This is a genomic window from Sphingobium bisphenolivorans (genome assembly GCF_000412635.1).
Classification (GTDB): Bacteria; Pseudomonadota; Alphaproteobacteria; order Sphingomonadales; family Sphingomonadaceae; genus Sphingobium; species Sphingobium bisphenolivorans.
This window is the reverse complement of the sequence record NZ_ASTG01000016.1, coordinates 12,805-29,850: the sequence shown is the minus strand read 5'-3', so window position 1 is coordinate 29,850 and position 17,046 is coordinate 12,805. Positions and strand designations below refer to the sequence as shown.

Here is a 17,046-nt window from a genome sequence, read left to right as displayed (position 1 = left end):
GGTCACCCCTTGCCCAGGCGATCCCAGGCCAGGTTGAAGGAAAAGATGGTGGGGACGATGCTCGCCAGGCTGGCGCCCAGAATGAGCCCGGCAAGGCCATAATGTGCACCGACCAGCGCCCCGCAAAAGGTCAGCACCAGCCAGATCACGCCCCAGCCATTGACCAGCAGCAGGTCGGACGCGCTACCCGACACTTTGAGCATGGCGGAGGGGAAGGCCATCGCGACCTTGCTGGCTCCGTTCAGGCAAGCGGCCAGCACGAGCAGCCGGTCCAACTTGTAGATGCCATCGGTTAGCAGCGCCGCGCCCCAGGGCGCCAACAGGATGAGCAGCAGACTGGCAGGCACGAAAATCAGCATCAATTGCATGATTTCCCGCCTGACTGCACCACGGCGCTCACTGGCGCAGCTTGCGACCAGCAGCCGGGGCGGCAGGGAAAGGCTGACGCCGGCGGCGAGCAATCTGAAAGGGAAAATCGCTACCGACGCCAGGACCCCGAAGCGCGCTAGATCCTCCAGCGTCAGGGGGATCGGGATGATGATACGCTCAATCTGGAGGGACAAGGTGCCGAGCGCCACCAGCCCGAGCATCGGCAGGGCTTCGCGCCAGACGATCGGGTCGGGGCGGCCGGTCGCGTCCTGCCGCATCCCCGCCAGCATCCACCAGCCCGCAATGGCGGAGAGGCAGTTGCCGGTCGCAAAGATCGCCAGCGGCACGATCGTGTCTGTCAGCCCGAGCGCCAGCGCCATCGTGCCCGCCAGCAGCAGCGCAAAGCTGGCAGAGATGACCAGCAGCATCGATGCCGCGGGCTTCCCGGCAATGCGTAACCCTATGCTCGCGGTCGCAACGACGCCCCCCGCGATGATCGCGAGGCCCGTCAACAGGCTTTCCATCGGCCGCAGCCCGCCTGCATGGTGCATCGCTGCAGCCATAAGCGCCGACATGGCGGTGCCGGATCCAAGCAGCAGCGCAAGTAGCCGGCCGTCGATCGCGATCCGTCGGCGCAGGAGCAACTGGTCCACACCAAGTGGCGTCAGCAGTCCGAGTATGTTGAAGACCGCCACCGCAAGGGTCAGCCGTCCATAGGCGTCCATCGGCAACATCCGGGCGAGCATGAGCGAGCCAAGCGTGAACGCCGCACCCGACAGGCCGAAGCCCAGGGCGGTCGTAAGGCTGGAAAGGCTCCTGCTCTTGGCGGCCACCGGCACGGAGGACGCGCCGACCTTCACAGCCGAACCTTCAAAGCGGGAGCGGCGGGCGGGTTCAGACCGTCTGGCGCGATCATCGCATAGGCGCGGCGGAGGCGCCCCTCGAAGGCGGCATGACTATAGTCCCGCAATGCCTTGGCTCGCGCGGCATCGCCGAGGCGAGCGCGGCAGGCAGGATCATGTTTCAGCCGTTGGAGGCCGGCCGCCATGCCTGCGGCATCAGGCGTCACGAGCATCGCGCATTCCGCGTCCAGCACCTGCCGATGGCTTTCGATGTCCGTGGCCAGGATCGCGCGGCCCGACGCCATGTAGGAAAAGATCTTCATCGGCGTGTTTCGCCCCTTGATGCGAGGGGAACAGAGAATATCGGCCATGGGCAGGTAAGCACCGAGCGCGCTCAACGGCCGCACGCCGAGCAGCTGGACGTCGGCCGCGATATCCAGTCCTTCCGCAAGCAGGCGATGCCGTTCCACCGCCGCCTCGTCGCCGCCGATGACGACCAGCAGCGGCCGGTCGCCGGGGGGCAGCATCGCCATGGCTTGCAGGAGGAGCGGAACGCCCTGATAGGCTTCCAGATTGCCGACATAGAGCGCCACCTCGCGCCCCTCCGCTTCCGCACGCAGATCCTCCTCCACAGGTGGCGGCGCGCCCTCTCCCATGACCGCGTCGGGCAGAAGATGCACCCTGGCCGCCGGCGCGGCCCTGCTGGCGGCATCCCGGACGGCGGGGCAAACCGCGACGACCAGATCGCTTCGGCGATAGGCCAGCCGCTCGACCCAGGCGACCAGGCCAGCCAGCGGCGCAACCTTGGGCCATTTCTCGACAATTTGTTCGCTCAGGATTGAGTCCGCGTCATAGACCAGTTTCGCGCGGCCGAGCGCGGCGAGCGGCAGCGCGAAGAAAGCGGCCTCCTCCACGGCATGGAGCACGTCATAGCGCTGGTGCAGCATCATGCGGGCGGCCTTGCCCAGCATGTAGAGGTCGCAGACCACCTTCTTGAACGAAAAGCCGATCGGCACGTGGCGGATGCCGGGCGGCGGTGCGATGCGGTGATGTCGCACCCCGGGCATCGGGATCGAGCGGCCGAGATGGAAACTCAGCAGATCGACCTCATGCCCCTGGGCGGCAAGAGCCTCTGCAGCCAGCCGCACCGCGATGGGCGTGCCACGCTCCTCGTAAAAGGGCTGGGGCGCCAGCATCAATATCCTCATGCGGCGATCCTCATACGTAGCTGGTGGCTGACAAAGCGGAGGGACGATACGTGCCGGCCAAAGCCCGGCGGTGGCTGCCGGAGCGCGCGAAGCAGCGCACGCAGGTCGGCGGCCGGGCGCTCGCGAGACAGCGCGCCCTCCAGCATAGAACCAAAGCTGCCGATCCGCGCATCTTCGCCGGCGAGCGGCAACGGGTCGGAGCCGCGCAGCACAGGTCGCGCCATCAGCCTTGGTTCACGCCACCAGGCAGGGCGTCCGCCATTGTCGCCCAACAGCAGCGCGCCTTCCAGGTCCGCCGCCAGGAGCCTGTCGAGAAGCCGGCCTCTGCGCCCCAGCCATTTGCCGGCGCCCCAAGGCAGGGTGATGATCGCGCCGGCCGCTGTCATCGCCTCCAGCAGTTGCTCGGCCGGTTCTCCGTCGGAAAATTGCGCCGCGGTTGCCTGCGCCAATATCTCCAGGCCTTCAGCGCTGACCACCTGCCGCCCGGCAAGGATCAGCAGCGGACTTATGGACGCATTATCCAGCCACAGGCTTTCCGCCTCGCGCGTGGGATGCGCCCTCGCGCGAAGGCTTTCGAACGCGTTGCAGCCCTGCTGCTCCGCCAGCAACACGACCGGCAGGCAAACTCCGGCCGCCATCTCCGCCATTCGCTTGCGTCCCTCCCGCAATGCCCTGATGGGCGGCTTGCCGGGATGCAGGTGAACATGGGCGTCGAGCATGATCCTAGGCATGGCGGGGCAACAATCCGCTCTGCATGGCGCCTTTTGCCGGGGGCAAGATCCTGGCCGCCACACGCTCGCTGAGGAGTGGCGCGGTCGTGAGCTTGCCGCCCAGAAGAATATGGTAGCCCCGCGGCCCCGGCCGCAGATGCCGGTCGGCAGAGAGCAGCGTGCGCCCGCTGCCGTCGCGATCGGGCAGCAGCCCCGCACGAACCGACCGCACCATGTCCCGCTCGACCGGCATGTCGGGCAGGCACAGGCGGATCTGGCGCAGGGCCGCAAGAATATCCTGCTCGGTCGGCTCGCGGGCCGCTCCCACCGGAGCTGGGCGGTAGAAAGTCCCGACCAGCGTGGCGCCGGCGTGATGACGGAAGAAATAGCTACGCCCCTTGCCGGCAACCGGCGACAGCGCGAACGCATCGCCGCCGGCCGGGAACGGCAGATCGACGAGCAGGTTGAAGGCGAGCATAGCGGCGCTCGGCAGCGCGCTCTTCGCCCCACCTTGCAGGCACTGCCCCGCCGATGCGCCGCCGCAATCGAATATCTGCGATGCTGCGATCCGCCGTTCGGCACCGTTCGTTCGGTCGCGGACATACAGGCCGCGCACCCTGCCCTCTCCGATGTCGAGCGCAACTGCCTCCGTCGAGCGCAGCAGCACGCCGCCGCGATCCTCCACCTCTGCCAGCATTTCGCGTAGCAGGGCATGGGGGTCACGAATGTGGGCGTCGTGCCACACCGCGCCGCCGACCAGGCCGGACGAGGGCACGGGATAGCCAGCCAATATTTCTTCCCTCCCGCAGCCATGGTCGGCCGGCAAGGGCACCTGCCGCTGCACCGTCGTGCGCAGCGCTCGATCCAATGTCCGCGCCCCGCCGAACAGCGCGGGCGAACGCAGCCTGCCACGGTAGAGCGGCATGACGCAGCGTAAGGGGTGCACATGATGGGGATAGCGGTCGATATACCAGAGCTGGGCGCGGCGGCTCTCGCGCCAGCGGGGTAGATCGAGCCGCTGGAGATAGCGCAGGCCGCCATGCACGATGCCATAGCTGTTGACGCTGGCGCCCGACGGCTCCGCGTCGCGGTCGATGACCAAGGGCCGAAGCCCCCGCGCGACAGCCGCCAGGGCCAGCGTCGCGCCCTGGATGCCCGCACCGATGATGACCGGGTCAGGCATCGCCCGAGACATGCTCGACAACCTTCTCGACGCGATAATGTTGTTTGCCATCACCGCGCGTGAAGATGATGATTTCGGCGATCAGGCCAATCGCGGCGATCTGTATGCCCAGCACCATCAGCAGCACGACCAGCACCAGCATCGGCCGGTCGGCGAGTGGCACATTGCTGACCTCTCGCTGGAACATCAGGTAGCCCATCAGCACCAGGCTGCACAAGACCGCCACCGCGCCGCACGACCCGAAGAAGCGAAACGGGCGCTGCATGAATCGCAGCAGGAAGCCGACCGCCATCAGGTCCATCATCACGTCGGCATAGACGCCAGGCCGATGCTGCGGACGGGCGGCATCGCTGACCGCTTGCGGCAGCGTCAGTTGCATCACCTTGAAACCGTGGACTTCGGCCAGCAGCGGCAGGAAACGCTGCTTGTCGTCCTGGATCGGGATCTCATCGAACACGCTGCGGTGGACGGCGCGCACCATGCAGCCGGGATCGTCGTAACGCGCGCCGGCGAAACGGGTCAGCCGCTCGAAACCCCAACCGCGCACTCGGTTGAACATCGCATCCGCCCGCCGATTGCGCCGAGCCGCGACAACGTCGGCATCGTCCAGATGGCCGATCAGATCGGCGATGGCGTCCGGCGCGACTTGTGCATAGGCGGGTAGGAACAGCAGGTGCCGCCCGCTCGCCCGACTCACGCCCTCGCGCAGGCAAGCGGCCTCGCCGAATTCGCGATTGAAACGGACGATCTCGATCGGCTCGCCAGACGAAGCAAGCCGCTCCAGTCCGGCAAGTGGGACATCCTGGCCACCGTCGATTACGAAGATATACTCGCATCTCTTACCGGTGGTATCCAGGCTGTGCCGATAATCTTCGTAAAGTATTGCGAGATCATCAAACCGCTTCAGGACAGGCACGACCACCGTTAGGTCGACAATTTCGACCAGATCCAGCTTTGCACTGGCAATCATCTTTCTTCCCCTTCATGCCGGATCGCGTTGGAGAGCTTAGCTCCCAAAATAGCGAAAGATGAAACATTGTCGGACAGTGACGCGAGCATCTGTCCGATGACTGCCCAGCCGAGCAGAAACAGGCCGAGCGACAGCAGCAGCGACCCGATCGCCAGCATCGGCAGCGCGATGCCGCCATTCACGACAGCGGCGATGACGGCGGCAATGCCCAGCGCCGTGACCAGCGCGATCAGCAGCCGGGGCCAGGCCATTGGGCGCCGCACATAGCTGAGGAGAACGCGGATCGAGATGATGTCCAGCATCACCTTGTAGATGCGCGAGAAACCATATTTGGACACGCCGAACTGCCGGGGATGGTGGCGCACCTCCACTTGCGCGAGCCGCGCGCCGGCCAGACGGGACAGCGCGGGAATGAAGCGGTGCATTTCCCCATACATGGGCAGTTGCTTGATGAGTATGCTGCGAAACGCCTTGAGCGAGCAGCCGCTGTCGCGCACAGCGACACCCATCAATCGGGCCATGATGCGGTTGGCGACCTTGGACACGAAAACGCGCATGCCGCCATCCTGGCGCTTCTTGCGCCATCCCACGACGATGTCATGTCCCTCGTCGATCAGCCGGATCATGTCGGGTATGTCCAGGGGATCATTTTGAAGATCGCCGTCCATGGTGACGATGATGTCCCCGCGCGCTTCCCGAATGCCGGCCGCCATTGCCGCCGTCTGGCCGTAATTGCCGCGGAACTTCACCACCCGCACGCGCGGGTCCCGGCGGACCAGCGCAACCGCCGCGTCGAAAGTCGCGTCCTTGCTGCCATCATCCACCAGAACCACTTCATAGACGCGGGGAAAATCGGCAAGCGCGCCGCTTATCGCGGCGTGAAGCAGAGGAACATTATCCTCTTCATTATAGAGCGGGACGACTATGGACAGGTCGGTCATGGTCCAGATCCTAAAAACCTGACAAAGATATTTTTGATCAGTTACATCATTTATACATCAATTCGTCTTTGTTCTGAATTGATCTACGACCTTATGACAGCCATTCTGCACACATTTCAGAAATAATCCATTATGTAGTTGCACGTACCGATAAGTATTGCTCCCTATGTTGACTTGGCGGGAGCTCGCATATGACAATCGCATCATGTCATCGAAGGCGGTGTCGAGATGCGGAGCAGCCATGACAGGCAGGTCTGAAGCCCTCACTATCGAGAACCCGATCGCGGGGCCGTTGCCCTTCGGGCGGGGTGCCGCGGGCCGGGTGAAGGCCACAGCACCCGCGATCCTGGTGGGGCTTTCCGCCTGCCTGCTCTATGCCCTCACGATCCAGACGCGCGAGGCGCATGTCGACGAATATTATCATCTGATCGCCGGACGCAGCTGGATCGAGAATGGCAGCTTCGCCATTCTCGAGGGCAGTTATCAGCGGGCGCGCCTGTTCACCATCATCACCGCCTGGTCGATGGACTTGTTCAATCGCGCCGACCTGGTGACGGCGCGTATCCCCTCGGTGATCCTGACGGCGGCCACCGTCGCGGTCATCTTCGCCTGGCTCCGTCAGGCTGGAGCACGCTGGGGCGCCATGGTCGGCGGGGCGCTTTTCGGGCTGGCCGGTTATACGCTCGACATCGCCCATTTCGCGCGCTTCTATGCGCTGCACACGGCGATGATCGTCTGTGCCGTGGCGGCGCTGTTCATCGCTACCCGTCCGCAGGCGACCTCGCGCCCGGCTTGGCTGGCGGCGGCAGCTCTTTGCCTCGCCATCGCCGCGCATGTCCAGCCGGTGACCGCGATAGCGCTGGTGGGCGCGGGCACCTGGCTGCTCTGCGATCAGCGCGCGCCGATGATGCACCTTTTTGCGCGCGAAGGCCGCATCGCGTTGCCCGCGCTGCTCCTGATCGGGCTGGCAGGCGCGGCCTTCATCGGGCTGTTCGGCGCACAGGCATGGTCGCAATTTCGCCATGTCGAACGCTGGGCAGCGGCATCACAGGACGAACCTCTTTATTATGTGCGCGAATATTTCACCCAGGCGCCGCTAATGCTGCTGCTATGGCCGGTCGCCGTGCTGACGGGATGGCGCCGCAACCCTTCGCTGGCGGCGCTCTGCGTCATCATGACCGGACTGTGCCTGCTGCTCCACTCCTTCGCCGGGATGAAGGCGTGGCGCTATGCCTTCTACAGCTTTCCCTTCCTCTGCATGAGCTATGGCCTGGCGTTCGACGCCATCCTCGCCCGCGGCGCCACGACGCCTCCCAAGGCGTGGGCGATCGCCGCCGCCCTCTTCGCGCTGCTGCTCATCGGCAACCCGCTTTATAGATACAGCGCGAAGCTGGTCCTGCCGCATCTTGCCAGAGTGGCGAAGAATCCCGCGCTGGTCGCCGCTCCGGTGCCGGACGGGGGGTGGAACCAGGCCAGCGGTGCGCTGCATCGGCTGGCCGCCAACGAACCGCTGCTGGTCACCGGCGATGACCTCCGGATGCTGGCGCATGTCGGCCGCTTCGACATCTATATCAGCCATAGCCGCCTGGGCGAGCTCGACTCCCCGCGCGATTTCAGCCGTGACTTCCGGACTGGTCGCCCCCTGGTCGACAGCAGCGCAGGGATGAGCGCCATCATCGACTGCAACGATCGCGGTCTCGTCATCGTGTCCGACAGCCAGTGGGGCAACGAAATGGGCGTGTCGCCGCAGGTCGCGCAGCTGATCGCGCGCCGCACCGCCGCGGTGCGGGCGCCAAGGGGGTTTCACCTCTTCCGCTGGCAACACAAGGCGCCGCGCCGCACCTGCCCCTATGCCCGGCACGCCGCAAGCAAGACGCCTGGCCCGCGACCGGTCCTAGCCTCGACTTCCCCCCGTTGGCAGCCCGGGCTGCCACACCAGTCATGCCCATCTGCGACCCTTGGCATTGCAGCAAGATCTGCAGGTGCGGCATGACTGGACCACTTCCCCCTGATCTGGAGACCGGCTCCGCCCGCTATGCTCGCCGCTTTGCCGGACCAGCAGGCAGCTATCTGCTCTCGGTCCAGGATCGCGCGCTCGGCGATCTGGTGCGGGCCGCGCCCGACGGACTTGCCACGGCGGTCGACGTCGGCGGCGGCCACGGCCAATTGGTCGGTCGTCTGCTCGACCTGGGCTTCGAAACCACAGTGCTGGGTTCGCGCGCCGATTGCGCGGAACAACTGATGGGCGGGCCCCATGCGGGCCGGATCAGCTATCGGGTGGGCAGCCTTCTCGACCTGCCCTTCGCCGATCGCAGCTTCGACCTCGTCACCAGCATCCGCCTGCTCGCCCATATCGAGGACGCGGACAGGCTGATCGACGAACTGTGTCGCGTTGCGGGCCATTCCGTGATCGTCGATTATCCGACGCTGGTCGGGGCCAATGCGCTCGCCTCGGCCGCCTTCCCGATCAAGCGCCTGATCGAAAAGGATACGCGAACCTATCAGAGCTTCTGGCCCACGACGGTGCGTCGCGCCTTCGCGCGCAATGGCTTCCACCCGGTGCGCAGCGTCAAGCAGTTCACAGCGCCCATGGGGCTGCACCGCATGGGCGGGCGCCCGGTCCAGCTGATGGAGGAAGGGCTTCGCCGCATCGGCGTGACGCGACTGGTCGGCAATCCGGTGCTCCAGCGTTTCGACAGGAGGGCCGCATGACGCAGACTGCCGCCTTGCCGATCGTGGCGGTCACGGGGGCGACGGGCTTCACCGGCGGCGCGCTCGCGCGGGAACTGGTGGCGCAGGGTTACCGCGTCCGGGCGCTGGCCCGCCGGCAACCGACGCAAGCGGAACGGGACGGCGGCATAGAGTGGATCGTCGGGTCGATGACGGACGCCGCCGTGCTGGACCAGTTGGTGGAAGGTGCGCGCTGTTGCTTCCATGTCGCCGCCATGTATCGGACGGAGGGAAGCCGCGACGAGTTTCTGGAGGCGAATCGCGAGAGCACGCGGCTGCTGCTGGCCGCATCCCGCGCGGCGGGGCTCGGGCGCTTCATCTACTGCTCCTCGATCGGGGTGCACGGCCATGTCGCCCAGACGCCGGCCGATGAGGATGCGCCCTTCGACCCACGCGATCCCTATCAGGAAAGCAAGCTGCTGGCCGAGGCCATCTGCCGCGAGGAAATGGAGCGTCCCGGGCTCGACATCGTCATCATCCGTCCCTGCGCCATTTATGGTCCGGGCGACACGCGGATGCTCAAGATGTTCCGCATGGTGCAGAAGCGCCGCTTTTTCTTCGTGGGGGCGGGCCAGCCCAATTTTCACCCGGTCTATATCGACGATCTGGTGCAGGGCTTCCTGCTCGCCATGACCAGCCCGGACGCGCCCGGCAAGGCGTTCATCATCGGCGGCAATGGCTATTTGCCGCTGCGCGACTATGTCGCGACCGCCGCTGACATATTGCAGGTGCCGCGGCCGCGCGTGACGGTTCCCTATAGCCTCGCCAACGCGGCGGCGCACGGCTGTGAACTGCTGTGCGCGCCGCTCGGAGTTCAGCCGCCGCTCCATCGTCGCCGACTGACCTTCTTTAAGCATAACCGCGCCTTTTCCATCGCCCGGGCGCAGCGGACGCTCGGTTTCACCCCGGCCGTCGATCTGGCCGAAGGGTTCAGGCGCACGGTCCGCTGGTATCGCGATCAGGGGATGTTGAAATGACAGCCTTACTCCACCAGCTTGTCCAGCATTGCGCGGTCACGGCGGTCGCGGCGATGCAGCCCGATCGACATGCCGAGCGCCGCAAGCGCTGCCGCGCCGGTCAGGGGGAAGGCAATGCCCATGACCGCCGCTGCCCCCGCCAGCGATCCCAGCCCCGCGCTCCAGCAGATGAAACGGCTGGCGCCGACGCCATAGGTCCGCAGCAGCGCCCGGGCGTCCTCCACCTCCATCCACGGCCGGTCCGCGGCCGCGCGCACCGCAACAGGTTCCACCCGACCGTCGGGCAGGGTCAGCGACTTGACGAGCACGAGATCGCCGACGCTTACCTGATGCGGCGCTGCCAGGCGGAAAGGCAATTCCGCGCCCGAGGAACGCTGATAATGGCAGAGGCTGCTCCGCCCGTCCTGCTTTGCCTCCACCCGACAGATGACGCCGCAGTCATGCAGCAGTCCGATGGTGCCCATATGCGTGGTGACAGCCAGCTTGCGCGGCTCCGGGTCAGCGGCCTGCGCGCTGCGGACGGTGGCAGCGCTGCCTCCTTCGTCCATCGCGGCCTGATTGTGCCCGCTGGTCATCGTCACTCCCATGCTGTCGGTCGAATTGTAGCGCTTGCCATTCCACGAGGTCAATTCTCGGGGGTGCCGGCATGACAGCGACGCGCGCTATACTGATCGCCTGTCTCGGCGCGGCCCTGCTGGCCCCGACGCAGGTCCCTGCCGCCCCGCCCCTTTCCGGCATCAATCTCGCTGGCGGGGAATTCAACGCCAGCCGGCGGCCGGGCGTCTATGCCAAGGACTATGTCTATCCCGACGCCCGGGTCGCCAAGCCGTTCATCGACATGGGGATGAAGATCGTCCGCGTCCCGGTGCTCTGGGAAAGGCTCCAGCCCGTTGCGCTGCAACCGTTGTCCGACGCCGAACTCCACCGTTTCGACAAGGCGCTGGAGGGACTGCGCGCTTTCGACGTCATCATCATCGACATCCACAATTATGGCAAATGGCAGGGCCGCCGGCTGGATCAGATCGATGGCGGCGAACGCTATCTTGCCGACCTGTGGCGACGCCTTGCCGAACGCTACAAAGGCGACCGGAAGATCGCCTTCGGCCTCATGAACGAGCCGAACGGCATGAGCCCCGCCGCCTGGTTCCGTGTCGCCCAGCCCAGCGTCATCGCGATCCGCAAGGCGGGTGCGACCAACCTGATCCTGGTGCCCGGTTCCAAATGGACGGGGGCACACAGCTGGACCACGGGCCGGGGCGGACAGAGCAATGCCGCGAGCTTCGCCGGCTTTCGCGACCCTGCCAGCAACTACGCCGTCGAGATGCACCAGTATCTGGACCAGGATAGCTCGGGCACGAAGATGAACTGCCTCAGCCCTGATGTCGCCCGCCAACGGCTGGAGGCCGCGACGGCCTGGCTGCGCGCCAATGGTCATCGCGGCTTTCTCGGCGAGTTCGGCGTGGGCGCGGACGAACAGTGCCTCAAGAGCCTCAACGCGCTGCTGGATTACCTGCACACCAATGCGGACGCCTGGATGGGATGGACCTATTGGGCAGGCGGCGGCTGGTGGGGCACCAATTACCCAATGAGCGCGCAGCCGGTGAAAGGCGCGGCACGGCCCCAATCCGCCATTCTCGCACGCTATTCCGGAAAGGGAGCAACACGTCGGTGAAGTCGATCCTTCCCCTAACTGCCCTTTGCACGGCAATCCTGCCCCAGATGGCGCGCGCGCAGGTCGATGTGCCCCCCGATGGACTGCGCGTCTCTCCCACCGTGCGGCTGCTCTACGACACCAACATGCTGCGCCAGAACGACGATCTGGTCACCGGCGATACGGACGACCTGCGCATCACCCCCACCGTCGACCTGACCTTCCGTCGGCAGATCGGCATGCACCTGCTGACCGTCGTCGGATCGGCCGGCTATGATTTTCACCAGCGCTATAAATTCCTCGATCGCGAACGGGTCACCCTGCTTGCCGACGGCGACCTGTCCGTCACCGGCTATTGCCACGCCAGACCGCGGGTCAGGCTCAACTTGGCCCAAGCCAATCTTGAGGACCAGGGCGTGATCGTCGGCAACACGCAGCGAACGCAGGACTATCGACTGCGGGTTGATTGCGATCGGCCATATGGCTTCTACCCCGTCGCGACAGTTGGCTATCTCAAGACGACCAACAGCGCCGATGCGCGCCGCAAATTCAACATTTCGACGGTCCTGGGGGCGGTGGGCATCGGCTATTCGAAGGAAAGCCTGGGCGATGTCGAACTCAACTTCAGTTACGAACGCTTCCGCCGCCCCCATGTCGACGAAGCGATCCCGACGCTGCGCGACGGGGCGGAAAACTACGCCGCTGGCATCCTGTTCCGGCGCGCCGTCGCGCCGCGCCTTAGCTGGCAGGTGAACGCCAACTACATCAGGACCAAGCCACGCGCGGACGGCCTGCCCAGCTATTCAGGCCTGGGCTATGGCGCGCAGGCGAATTGGCGGCCATCGCCACGCTTCTCGCTGTTGCTGGACGTCGATCGCAGTTCCCGCAACCAGAGCAGCAGCGGCGCGACCTACATCATCCAGACCGATGTCGGCCTGCGTGCCAACCTGAAGGCCGGGGCGCGGTCCACCATCACGGCGGGCGCCAGTTGGAGCCACCGCAACTACAAGGGCGAACTTATGCTCGACCCGGGCGAAGCACGCGACCGCGACACGACCAGGGCCGTGACCGCCGGCTATCGCTACACCCTGCGCGATCGCCTGCAGGCCGGGCTGGAGCTGCGCCACGAGCGCCGTTCCACACCCGTCGAAAGCTACCGTTACCATTATTCGTCCGCGATGCTGTTCGTCGGACTTGATCTGTGAGGAGATGGATCATGAGGAACCGCCCGGCCCTCGCTCTTGCCTGGCTCAGTTGTTCGCTGATGGCGCCGCCGGCCTTGGCCCTGGCCGACAATGCCGCGCCTGTCGCCGCCGCTTCCAGCTACATATTGGGCGCCAATGATGAAATCCGCGTCTCCGTCTTCGGCGCCTATCCGTTCGACGTCAAGACGCGCATCAAGGAGGACGGGTCGATCACGCTGCCCAGCATCGGCGATGTCATGGCGCAGGGACAGACCACCAATGGCTTTGCGACCAAGGTGCGGGATCAGTTGAAGGCGGGCGGCTATTTTGTCGACCCGATCGTCAATGTGGAGGTGGTGAGCTATGTCAGCCGCGCCGTCACCGTGTTCGGCAACCTGCAAAATCCTGGCATCTACCCGCTCGATCGGCCGCAGACGCTGGCGATGATGCTGGCCCGCACCGGCGGCGCGCGCGCGGATGCTGCCGACTATGCTATTCTCCAGCGGCAGGGCGAAGCGGATCGGAAGATCCCCTTGAGCAACCTTGATCCCGTGACGGGCAGCGGGCTGATGTTGCGGCCCGGCGATTCCCTGTTCGTGCCCAAGGCGGAGGATGTCTTCATCTATGGTCAGGTGAACAAGCCGGGCCGGCTGACCTTTGAATCCGGCATGACTCTGCGGCAGATGCTGGCTCAAGCCGGTGGCCCGACGCTGGGTGGATCGGAAAAGAAGATCACGCTCAATCGCGGCAAGCAGAAAATCAAGCGCGCCGATCTCGAGATGCTGGTGGAGCCGGGCGACGTCTTCACCGTCAGGGAGCGGATATTCTGACATGCCGACCCTGCCGGAAAGGAACCGCCGATGAGCTTCTTGTCCATCATTGGCCGCTGGCTGAGGCCGCGCCGGAAGCGCGCCCAGAGCGGCAATCTCTCGCAGCGGCTCGCCGAGGTCCGCGTGCGCTCCGGGTCACCCGACCAGAGGGAAGCGCCGGTCACCTCCGCCGCACAGGTCCATCCGCTGGTGCAGGCCGACCTCGCCCGCTCAGCCATCCGCAAAGGCTTTAATTCGACCCAGCCCGTCACCAGCGCCCGCCACCTCCAGGGCAGGCAGGAGGAGTTGGAACAACTGGTCGACGGCGTTCTGGACCGTTGCAACCACGCCATGATCTACGGCCCGCGCGGCTCGGGCAAAACGTCCCTCGCGCGCGTCTTCGCCAACATGGCCGACGATCGCGGGCTGATCGTTCTCTATTCGGCATGCGAACCCGACCAGAGCCTGCACCAATTGATCAGCCCCTATCTGGCGGCCACCCTGCCGGCCGACCGGCAGCACGAGGTTGCGGCCGGCCCGCCGCTGGCGACGCGCGAGATGGTGGACCTGCTCGCCGCACATGTCGGACGCCGCTTCATCTTCATCCTGGATGAATTCGACCGCGTCACCAACGTGACCGTGCAGCATGAACTGGCACGGATGATGAAGATGCTGTCGGACGCCGCAATCCCGGTCAACATCGTCGCGGTGGGCATCGGCTCCAGCGTCGCCGCCATGATCGAAGGGCATGCCTCGCTGCGCCGGCACATGATCCCTGTCGCCGTCGCCGGCATCGAATCCGACGCGGTCGTCGCGCTGATCGACCGTGGCGCCGCGGCGACCGGCCTGCCCTTCACCGATGCCGCGCGTGAGATGATTGCGCTCCTCTCCTGCGGATCGCCCTATCATGTGCGGCTATTCTGCGCTCTCGCTTCGCTGGAGGCCCTGCGGCGACAGCACCGCACGGTGGAAGTCGGGGCAGCGGTCGCCGGCATCTCGCGCGCCGTCAACGACTGGTCACGAACCAATGCCGGCCAAGCCGCGCTGTTTCGCAAGGCGGTCGCGCTCGGCCCCGCGCATTGGGACCTGATCGAGCATGTCGCCCGCGATGCGGCGATCCATGGGTCGGTCCCCTTTTCCGATGTCCAGAAGGAGCATGGCGCCATGCTGGAGCCCTTGATCCTGCTGCGTGACGCGCTGGAGCCAGCGAACGAAAGCGGCGACCGTTTCGCCTTTCACGACAGCCTGGCGCCGCAATTCCTGCTGGCGATGCTCTTCGCCACCCGAAACAGCGACAAAGCCGACCATAAGATCGTCAACTTCGTCGATCCCATGCGCCAGCCCATGGTGCACTGAAGGATATCGCCATGCTCATGTTCGACATCATCCGCGCCATCTTCCAGCGCTGGAAAATGGTCCTGGCCATCTTCACTGGCGTCATGCTGCTGACGGCGCTGTGGATAGCGCTGACGCCGCGCGAATATCGTGCCGCCGCCACCCTGCTGTTCGACTCCCGCGCCCCCGACCCCTTGCCCAGCAAGAATGGCTCTTCGGCCGCAGACCAGTCGGCGATGCTGGCGACCGAGGCCCAGATTTTGAAGAGCGAGGTAATCGCGCTCAAGGTCGCGGACCAGCTGGGCATGACCAAGGACCCGGCGATACGACAACAATGGTCGGAGCAGGCGCAAAGCGGCCAAAGCTTCAACGGCTGGCTGGCGGCACGCGTGAAATCCGGCTTGGAAGTAGCTCCCAGCGCCACCGGCAACACGATCGAGATCGGCTATCTCAGCGCCTCGGCCGAAAAGTCGGCTGAAATGGCGAACGGCTTCGCACGGGCGTTCAACGACGCCCGCCTGGCGATGAGCAGCGACTTTGCCCGCCAATATACCGGCTGGTTCCAGAAGCGGATCGCGGAATCCCGCGCCCGCGTCGAAGAGGCGCAGGACGCTCTCGCGCGGTTCCAGCGTCTGCGCGGCATCGTCGCGACCGGTGCCATCGATGCTGAAGGCACGCGCCTTAGTGAATTGTCGTCGAAGCTCGCCAGCGCCGAAGCGGGCGCAGCCGACGCGGGCGCACGGGCTGCGGCAGGCGCCAACATGCCCGAAGTGCAGTCGAGCGGCGTCGTCCAGGGCCTGCGTTCGCAGATCGCGGCCAAGGCCGCGGAAATCCGCCAGATGGCGGCCGAACTTGGCCCCAATCACGCGCTGATGCAGGCCGCGCAGGCCCAGCTGGGACAATTGCAGGCGGCACTGGCGTCGGAGACCGGCAAGGCCGCCGCGACGCTCGCCGCCGCCAGCAGCGCGGCGTCGGCCAACCGCGGATCGATGCAGTCGCTGCTCGACCAGCATCGCGGCCGGATGCTCTCGCTGGCCTCCGATCGGGGCAAGATCAGCGTGCTGGAAAGCAATGTCGACTCCGCACGCAAGGAATATGAGACCGAAACCCAGCAACTGGCAGAACTGAAGGCGAAAAGCACTGTTCCGTCGCTGAACGTTGTGCGGCTCAACACGGCCGAGCCGCCGCTGCTGCCCAACGCACCCAATATTCCGGTGCGCGTGCTGATGATGACCATCCTCGCCATCTTGCTGGCGGTCGGATCGGCGATAGCGGCGGAATGGCTGACGCCCCGCATCCGCAGTCGCGACGCGATCACCTATCTCACCGGCGTTCCCGTGCTGGGCCAGGCCGATCTGCGCCAGATTGGGCATCAACTTCGTATCGAAGGAGCAAAGCGGTCATGAGGTTGCGTTCCACCGAGTTGGCGCAGGCGCCATTTCCCACCCTCCCTCATCAGGACGCCCACGGCATCGATCCGCCGTTCTCGCACGAAAGCCCGGACGTCGATCCGCTGGTCGCTGTCATCACCGATCCCTATGCGCCGGTCGCCATCCAGGCGCGGGACATCCGATCCACTTTGTCAGCGCTTCGGTTGCCGGACGGGTCGCAGCCAAGTTCGATCGCGCTGATCGGCGTGGACGCAGATGACGAGACGGCAGTGCTGACGGCCAATGTCGCCGCTTCCGCTGCACTCAGCGGCCTGCGCACGTTGCTGGTTGACATGCCGCAGTCCGGCTTCATCCAGCATCGCCTGCTGCGCACGCAGCCGCTCGCCTTCCGGGCGGACGATGTGGAGGATCTCTACCGCATCGCCCAGCCGAGCACAGTCCCCTCGCTCTCGCTGATGGCCATGCCCGCCGTGGAGGAGATCAAGGGCGACAAGCAGACGATCTGCTCCTTCGCCCAGCGCATAGCGCCACTGTCGGCCCATTTCGACCTGTGCCTGGTCGATGCCAGCCATGCCGGCGACCTCGCGCTCGCCGCATCCAGCGCGGAAGCGGCGATCCTGGCCATTCGCCGCGACGGCACGATGACCGCCAGTCTCAAGGCGACCATGCACAAGCTATCAATATTGAAGATGCCGATCATGGGCACGGTGATGTTCGTCTGAGGGCGGGGGCCAACAGGGAGTCGC

At 65.6% G+C, this 17,046-nt stretch carries 16 protein-coding genes; 9 read left to right on the top strand and 7 right to left on the bottom strand.

Annotated elements, in window-relative coordinates; genetic code table 11:
* Positions 1-2: 2 nt before the first annotated feature.
* Genes L858_RS0112295 through L858_RS0112270 form a run of 6 tightly spaced genes read right to left on the bottom strand, consistent with a single transcriptional unit; the run spans position 3 to position 6,223 of the window.
* Complete coding sequence (locus tag L858_RS0112295; protein WP_022683450.1) at positions 3-1,229, bottom strand: lipopolysaccharide biosynthesis protein; 1,227 nt, start codon at positions 1,227-1,229, stop codon at positions 3-5.
* Entirely contained in the window at positions 1,226-2,419 is a 1,194-nt protein-coding gene (locus tag L858_RS0112290) for a glycosyltransferase family 4 protein (protein WP_022683449.1), read from the bottom strand. The genes L858_RS0112295 and L858_RS0112290 overlap by 4 nt, the downstream gene beginning before the upstream one ends.
* Positions 2,416-3,150, bottom strand: a complete 735-nt coding sequence (locus L858_RS0112285; RefSeq protein WP_022683448.1) for a hypothetical protein — start codon at positions 3,148-3,150, stop codon at positions 2,416-2,418. The genes L858_RS0112290 and L858_RS0112285 overlap by 4 nt, the downstream gene beginning before the upstream one ends.
* Entirely contained in the window at positions 3,143-4,324 is a 1,182-nt protein-coding gene (locus L858_RS20020; RefSeq protein ID WP_238564966.1) for an FAD-dependent oxidoreductase, read from the bottom strand. Before L858_RS20020 ends, L858_RS0112285 begins: the two co-directional genes overlap by 8 nt.
* A complete protein-coding gene (locus tag L858_RS0112275) occupies positions 4,305-5,282 on the bottom strand; it encodes a glycosyltransferase (protein ID WP_022683446.1) in 978 nt (325 codons plus the stop codon). The genes L858_RS20020 and L858_RS0112275 overlap by 20 nt, the downstream gene beginning before the upstream one ends.
* A complete protein-coding gene (locus L858_RS0112270) occupies positions 5,279-6,223 on the bottom strand; it encodes a glycosyltransferase family 2 protein (protein WP_022683445.1) in 945 nt (314 codons plus the stop codon). The genes L858_RS0112275 and L858_RS0112270 overlap by 4 nt, the downstream gene beginning before the upstream one ends.
* Positions 6,224-6,464: 241 nt before the next feature.
* Between L858_RS0112270 and L858_RS0112265 the strand changes: the two genes are divergently transcribed.
* The 3 genes from L858_RS0112265 to L858_RS0112255 are packed head-to-tail and all read left to right on the top strand — an operon-like array spanning position 6,465 to position 9,930.
* Entirely contained in the window at positions 6,465-8,216 is a 1,752-nt protein-coding gene (locus L858_RS0112265) for a hypothetical protein (protein ID WP_028056069.1), read from the top strand.
* Complete coding sequence (locus L858_RS0112260) at positions 8,213-8,935, top strand: class I SAM-dependent methyltransferase (RefSeq protein ID WP_022683443.1); 723 nt, start codon at positions 8,213-8,215, stop codon at positions 8,933-8,935. Before L858_RS0112265 ends, L858_RS0112260 begins: the two co-directional genes overlap by 4 nt.
* Complete coding sequence (locus tag L858_RS0112255) at positions 8,932-9,930, top strand: NAD-dependent epimerase/dehydratase family protein (RefSeq protein WP_022683442.1); 999 nt, start codon at positions 8,932-8,934, stop codon at positions 9,928-9,930. The genes L858_RS0112260 and L858_RS0112255 overlap by 4 nt, the downstream gene beginning before the upstream one ends.
* A gap of 5 nt (positions 9,931-9,935) precedes the next feature.
* Here L858_RS0112255 and L858_RS20015 read toward each other — a convergent pair whose 3' ends face one another.
* On the bottom strand, positions 9,936-10,559 hold the full coding sequence (locus tag L858_RS20015; RefSeq protein ID WP_022683441.1) for a hypothetical protein: 624 nt from the start codon (positions 10,557-10,559) through the stop codon (positions 9,936-9,938).
* Between the two features lie 17 nt (positions 10,560-10,576).
* On the opposite strand from L858_RS20015, the gene L858_RS0112245 reads away from it, so the two are divergent.
* Genes L858_RS0112245 through L858_RS0112220 form a run of 6 tightly spaced genes read left to right on the top strand, consistent with a single transcriptional unit; the run spans position 10,577 to position 17,022 of the window.
* The gene (locus L858_RS0112245; protein WP_022683440.1) at positions 10,577-11,602 is read left to right on the top strand and encodes a glycoside hydrolase family 5 protein; all 1,026 of its coding nucleotides are present in this window, start codon (positions 10,577-10,579) and stop codon (positions 11,600-11,602) included.
* On the top strand, positions 11,599-12,786 hold the full coding sequence (locus L858_RS0112240; protein WP_022683439.1) for an outer membrane beta-barrel protein: 1,188 nt from the start codon (positions 11,599-11,601) through the stop codon (positions 12,784-12,786). The genes L858_RS0112245 and L858_RS0112240 overlap by 4 nt, the downstream gene beginning before the upstream one ends.
* 11 nt (positions 12,787-12,797) lie before the next feature.
* A complete protein-coding gene (locus tag L858_RS0112235; RefSeq protein ID WP_022683438.1) occupies positions 12,798-13,595 on the top strand; it encodes a polysaccharide biosynthesis/export family protein in 798 nt (265 codons plus the stop codon).
* 30 nt (positions 13,596-13,625) lie between these two features.
* The gene (locus L858_RS0112230) at positions 13,626-14,930 is read left to right on the top strand and encodes an AAA family ATPase (protein ID WP_022683437.1); all 1,305 of its coding nucleotides are present in this window, start codon (positions 13,626-13,628) and stop codon (positions 14,928-14,930) included.
* A gap of 11 nt (positions 14,931-14,941) precedes the next feature.
* Complete coding sequence (locus tag L858_RS0112225) at positions 14,942-16,315, top strand: Wzz/FepE/Etk N-terminal domain-containing protein (RefSeq protein ID WP_022683436.1); 1,374 nt, start codon at positions 14,942-14,944, stop codon at positions 16,313-16,315.
* Positions 16,312-17,022 (top strand): P-loop NTPase family protein, encoded by a 711-nt coding sequence (locus L858_RS0112220; RefSeq protein WP_022683435.1) that lies wholly within the window; start codon positions 16,312-16,314, stop codon positions 17,020-17,022. The genes L858_RS0112225 and L858_RS0112220 overlap by 4 nt, the downstream gene beginning before the upstream one ends.
* Positions 17,023-17,046: the final 24 nt, after the last annotated feature.

Bases quoted from the DNA above. Each gene is read 5' to 3' on its own strand.
- L858_RS0112290 (WP_022683449.1), bottom strand. From the start codon at position 2,419: ATGAGGATATTGATGCTGGCGCCCCAGCCCTTTTACGAGGAGCGTGGC.
- L858_RS0112285 (WP_022683448.1), bottom strand. From the start codon at position 3,150: ATGCCTAGGATCATGCTCGACGCCCATGTTCACCTGCATCCCGGCAAG.
- L858_RS20020 (WP_238564966.1), bottom strand. From the start codon at position 4,324: ATGTCTCGGGCGATGCCTGACCCGGTCATCATCGGTGCGGGCATCCAG.
- L858_RS0112275 (WP_022683446.1), bottom strand. From the start codon at position 5,282: ATGATTGCCAGTGCAAAGCTGGATCTGGTCGAAATTGTCGACCTAACG.
- L858_RS0112270 (WP_022683445.1), bottom strand. From the start codon at position 6,223: ATGACCGACCTGTCCATAGTCGTCCCGCTCTATAATGAAGAGGATAAT.
- L858_RS0112265 (WP_028056069.1), top strand. From the start codon at position 6,465: ATGACAGGCAGGTCTGAAGCCCTCACTATCGAGAACCCGATCGCGGGG.
- L858_RS0112260 (WP_022683443.1), top strand. From the start codon at position 8,213: ATGACTGGACCACTTCCCCCTGATCTGGAGACCGGCTCCGCCCGCTAT.
- L858_RS0112255 (WP_022683442.1), top strand. From the start codon at position 8,932: ATGACGCAGACTGCCGCCTTGCCGATCGTGGCGGTCACGGGGGCGACG.
- L858_RS0112245 (WP_022683440.1), top strand. From the start codon at position 10,577: ATGACAGCGACGCGCGCTATACTGATCGCCTGTCTCGGCGCGGCCCTG.
- L858_RS0112235 (WP_022683438.1), top strand. From the start codon at position 12,798: ATGAGGAACCGCCCGGCCCTCGCTCTTGCCTGGCTCAGTTGTTCGCTG.
- L858_RS0112230 (WP_022683437.1), top strand. From the start codon at position 13,626: ATGAGCTTCTTGTCCATCATTGGCCGCTGGCTGAGGCCGCGCCGGAAG.
- L858_RS0112225 (WP_022683436.1), top strand. From the start codon at position 14,942: ATGCTCATGTTCGACATCATCCGCGCCATCTTCCAGCGCTGGAAAATG.
- L858_RS0112220 (WP_022683435.1), top strand. From the start codon at position 16,312: ATGAGGTTGCGTTCCACCGAGTTGGCGCAGGCGCCATTTCCCACCCTC.